The organism is Brunnivagina elsteri CCALA 953, assembly GCF_002289455.1.
Classification (GTDB): Bacteria; Cyanobacteriota; Cyanobacteriia; order Cyanobacteriales; family Nostocaceae; genus Brunnivagina; species Brunnivagina elsteri.
The window spans coordinates 1-4,933 of sequence record NZ_NTFS01000454.1 but is presented as its reverse complement, the minus strand read 5'-3'; the positions used below and the strand labels follow the sequence as shown (position 1 = coordinate 4,933).

Genomic DNA, 4,933 nt, shown 5'->3' with positions numbered 1-4,933 from the left:
TTTACGATGACCCAGCTTAAATTATTGTACAGATAACCCAGCTTAAATTATTGTACAGACAACCCGGCTTAAATTATTGTACAGACAACCCGGCGGGTCGTCTCTTCAAACACCTAATTTTTAAATTATGACTCTCGCACAAACTCAAACCATTGCCGAAAAAGTCCGCAAAGATTTCCCAATTCTCCACCAGGAAGTTAACGGCAAACCCCTTATTTACCTCGATAGCGCTGCCACATCACAAAAGCCCTTATTTGTCCTTGATACGTGGCGTGATTATTATACCAGCTATAATTCCAACGTCCATCGCGGGGCACATACCCTCAGCGCCAAAGCAACCGATGCTTATGAAGGTGCTAGGGATAAAATCGCAGCATTTATTAATGCGAATTCGCGGAATGAAATTATTTACACTCGCAATGCTACCGAAGCAATTAATTTGGTAGCTTATAGTTGGGCAATGAATAATTTACACAAAGGTGATGAAATTATTCTTTCGGTGATGGAACACCACAGCAATTTAGTTCCCTGGCAATTTGTTGCAGCAAAAACTGGTGCAGTACTCAAACATGTGGAATTAACACCAGATGAAAGCCTTGATATGGAACAGTTTAAACAACTGATTTCCAATAAAACAAAATTAGTATCGATTGTGCATGTTTCTAACACCTTAGGTTGTATTAATCCAGTCGAAGAAATTTGCCAAATCGCCCACAAATATGGGGCAAAAGTATTAGTTGATGCTTGCCAAAGCGTACCTCATATGCCTATTGATGTTCAAGCGATCGCATGTGATTGGTTAGTGGCTTCTGGACATAAAATGTGCGCTCCTAGTGGAATTGGTTTTTTGTATGGGAAAGAAGAAATATTGAACGCAATGCCGCCATTTTTAGGTGGTGGAGAAATGATTGCCGACGTATATTTAGACCATTCTACCTATGCCGAATTACCCCATAAATTTGAAGCGGGAACCCCTGCCATTGGAGAAGCGATCGCATTAGGTGCGGCAGTGGATTATTTAAGTAAACTTGGGATGGATCAAATTCATGCTTATGAAGCGGAATTAACAGCTTATTTATTCCAAGAATTAGAATCAATTCCTGATATTAAAATATATGGTCCCAAGCCTAATGCTAACGGTTTTGGACGTGCAGCACTGGCTTCTTTTAAGACTGGTGAAATCCACCCTAATGACTTATCAGCATTATTAGACCAAGAAGGGGTTGCAATTCGTTCGGGACACCATTGTACCCAACCATTACACCGCTATTTAAACCTTCCAGGGACAGCGAGAGCAAGTTTATCTTTCTACAATACCCGTGAAGAAATTGACATTTTTATCAAAGCTTTGAAAGATACTATTGATTTCTTTACGAGTATGTTGGGTTAGGAAGATAATTAATATCTGTTATTATTTATAGAGATGTTATACGTAGCGTCTCTATAATTATTTATATGTCTACCTCCAAGCTATTTTGAGTATAGGAATTATAAATAATTTGTCTCTTCCAGCAATTTATTGCGATAATCTCCAAGGAAAGGCAATAAATTAAAAGGGTACCGATGACCTTCAAGCGATTAGTTGTAATATTATTAACGGCAATAACCATCTTACTAGCTGGTTCGTCATTAATCCGCAGTTGGCAAGAACCCCAGTTTAAAAGTCGCTTAGAACTCTATCAAACCGATATGGTGTTGCAAGCTTCTACCTGGGAACCGGAAGAGAATTATCAAACTGCACGGGATGCAATATTAGGTGCAAAACCAGCAGAAAACGCCACAAAAGAGTATGAAGAAGCGCAAAAGTCAGCAAAAGTAGCTTTAGCAAAAACTGAAAATAGCCTCAAAAAACTCCAAGAACAACCTATAACTACTCAACCACAAACAAAATTATCTCAGCCAAATCAAAAACAACTTTTATTAAAATCCCTTAAAGAACAACAAAAAAACTTAGCCGAAATCGATTTACGCTTAGGCATCTTACAAGCACAACAACAAAAAACCGACTTAGCAATCAAAGCTTGGGATGAAGTCACTCAACAAAACTTAATTAATCCCGATTTGCAGAAAACATCTCGCGTTTTAGCAGGTATTTGGGAAAATCCACCCCGCATATTGCCAGATGCACCAGAAATCGCCAAAGCGAATCTCAAGGGTTGGTATCAATATGTTACTTTATCTCAACTTTATCGACTCCAGCAACGTGATGATGCACTTACAGCACTCAAGACTTCACAGCAAAATATAGCCGAGCAAGCAGTTATCAAACTGGCAATCGTGGGGATTATACCTAATTTAACCTTATTGATTGGCTTCGGATTGCTGATTTTCCTAATAGTTCAACGCTTACTCAAAGGAAAACAATCAATAATAGCTCAAAATAGCGAACTAAAATGGTCAACACCTTGGGATGCTGAGACAACTGTACTAGTTTTTGTTGGTGGTTTCTTCTTAATGGCACAAATTGTAGTGCCATTAATAATTGGTTTGCTTCCCCTTCCCCCCGCTACTAGCAATATCCGCATTCAAGCTGGATATGTTTTACTCAGTTACGTGCTAATGGCAATTGGTGCTGTATTGGTTGTATATCTGGCAATAAAACCCTTTTTCCCCCTTCCCGAAGGCTGGTTTAACTTCCGTTTGGGTGGTAAATGGATTCTTTGGGGTTTCGGTGGTTACTGCGTCGCTCTGCCCATCGTGCTGCTGGTATCGTTAATCAATCAACAAATATGGCAAGGGCAAGGAGGAAGTAACCCCTTACTGGAACTTGCACTTGAAGGGCAAGATTCAATAACACTAGGTATCTTCTTTACGACTGCCGCGATCGCAGCTCCTTTATTCGAGGAATTCCTATTTCGCGGTTTTCTACTTCCATCCTTCACACGCTACATCCCAGTTTGGGGATCGATTCTCCTCAGCGCTCTAATTTTCGCGATCGCGCACCTCAGTTTGTCAGAAATTTTACCCCTGTTTTCTCTGGGGATTGTTCTAGGGATAGTCTACACCAGAAGCCGTAATCTCCTTGCTCCAATGCTACTTCACAGCATTTGGAATGCCAGCACTCTCCTCAGTTTATTTGTTCTTGGTAGTAGTAATAATTAGTGAGTGTACCCATGCCCTTGACAAAACTGCTAACTTTTGCATTAATATATTGCAGCCAAGGATAAATCAACAGTAAATTTATGTATGTAAAGAGGGGATAATTGTTAATTAAGTTACAAACCAATAGCTAAAGAATATGTTAAATATATAACAAAGTGCCTTGCCAAACATGATTAATTTACTGTTAGCAGGTATCTCAGGTACGAATCAGGATTATTACTTAGATTAATTTGCTTTCTATTCCGAACACATTATTTCTAAATCATCGTTAGTCATTTTTATACTGGTTATTCAGCGCGGTTAATTTAGATACGAGTTAATTTTTACGTTTTGTTTGGAACTAACTCAGCCTATAGAGCGTCTATGCTAGTATTCAGGTAATAACAACTAGAGAAAAAGTCCGGAAGTTAAGCCAATAACTTGTAGAAATTAATATGGTATAGCGGATTTGATGATATTGCTTTGAATTGTGCAAGCAGAAACATTTTTGCTCTCAATTAGGCAAAGCTGCTGTGCATTTATTTGTCTTCATTTTTACTACAGTTACATACCAAAACGGCGATAATCGTAGACTTAGTTCGACGATTTGTTCCCAATATATATGTATAGTGCTTCTTTCGTTATGGTGAAACACTATTTTGTAAGGCTATTTGTTCTGTTAAATGCTTATACTCTTATTGAGTTGGTTTGCACAAATATAGTTAATTCTAATTAGCGTGAAATGTTAGTGGATAACAGTTAATCGTTAGTTATTATTTATCAATATTTATCATTAGTGATTTGTTTATAGATAGTTTTTGATATTTACTAGAGTAATTAAGCTCTAGAAATTCATAATCACTATCTTTGACTCGTTTTCAAGGAATAAATATTGAGCATTAATTATTAGCTATTCGCTATCTTAGCTCTTGTCTATCTTTTATTAGCTACGAGCTATTAACTATTTAACTATTAACTATTAACTATAAGGCTACTCAGTAGGCTTTTGACAATTGATGAAGTGGAGCTAGTTTGTTGAACTAGTAATTACCTTCGAGATGGGTTTGCACCATGTTTACCCCAGCTTATGGAATCTGGAGCATCTGGTGTTAGGCACTGCTCATCCTACAAATACATAATTTTGTAAGCTGATGAGCTACGGAATTCAAAAATCTTCGGAGGATACTTATACAAACTATTTGCTATTAGCAATCAGTCATATATTTTTGACTATTTTGTGCTTACTCAGCATAACAGAAACAAATTTTGCTTTTCTAATGTAAATAAAAATTCCAATTTTATAGATTATTACTAAGGAGTTGTAAGTAAATGGCAAATCTAACCCCTAGTCACGCGACAAAACAAGTATTATCTGGATATTGCGGTATTATTTTTGGTGGATTTGGTGTCCATAAGTTTGTACTTGGATACTCTGCTGAAGGTTCAATTATGCTCGCGGTTTCTTTACTCGGAATTATTTTTGCCTATGGGGTTCCATTTTTAGTAATGCAACTCGTAGGTTTGATTGAAGGAATGATTTATCTGAATAAGAATCATGAGGAGTTTATTGACACATACTTTGCTCACAAGCAAGGTTGGTTCTAGAAACCAGGTAATTAGGTTCTTCGGTATGTAGCTGAAATTTTAATTAAAGTCCTTAACTTACCTCGATAATCCATCCTTGTAGGTAGTTATAGCGCAATACGGTTCAGTTAAGACTAAACTATTCAATATTTTAAACCGCCATAGACACGGAGTGACTTCCCGTAGGGTAAGCGCAGAGAACGCCTTAGACGCGGAGCGGCTACCTTTGGAAGTCACTTCGTGCCTACCCGAAGGGTAGGAAGAGAAG

At 37.8% G+C, this 4,933-nt stretch carries 3 protein-coding genes; all 3 read left to right on the top strand.

All coding sequences use genetic code 11. From position 1 onward, the window contains the following. The first annotated feature begins 127 nt into the window (after positions 1–127). The 3 genes from CK510_RS26250 to CK510_RS26240 all read left to right on the top strand — a co-directional run bounded on the left by CK510_RS26250 (position 128) and on the right by CK510_RS26240 (position 4,686). Complete coding sequence (locus tag CK510_RS26250) at positions 128–1,390, top strand: cysteine desulfurase (RefSeq protein ID WP_095724469.1); 1,263 nt, start codon at positions 128–130, stop codon at positions 1,388–1,390. Between the two features lie 173 nt (positions 1,391–1,563). Continuing rightward, positions 1,564–3,102 (top strand): type II CAAX endopeptidase family protein, encoded by a 1,539-nt coding sequence (locus CK510_RS26245; protein ID WP_095724468.1) that lies wholly within the window; start codon positions 1,564–1,566, stop codon positions 3,100–3,102. A 1,308-nt stretch (positions 3,103–4,410) separates the two neighbouring features. Then, positions 4,411–4,686, top strand: a complete 276-nt coding sequence (locus CK510_RS26240; protein ID WP_095724467.1) for a TM2 domain-containing protein — start codon at positions 4,411–4,413, stop codon at positions 4,684–4,686. Positions 4,687–4,933: the final 247 nt, after the last annotated feature.

Coding starts and splice junctions, on each gene's coding strand:
- CK510_RS26245 (WP_095724468.1), top strand. CDS start 1,564: ATGACCTTCAAGCGATTAGTTGTAATATTATTAACGGCAATAACCATC.
- CK510_RS26240 (WP_095724467.1), top strand. CDS start 4,411: ATGGCAAATCTAACCCCTAGTCACGCGACAAAACAAGTATTATCTGGA.
- CK510_RS26250 (WP_095724469.1), top strand. CDS start 128: ATGACTCTCGCACAAACTCAAACCATTGCCGAAAAAGTCCGCAAAGAT.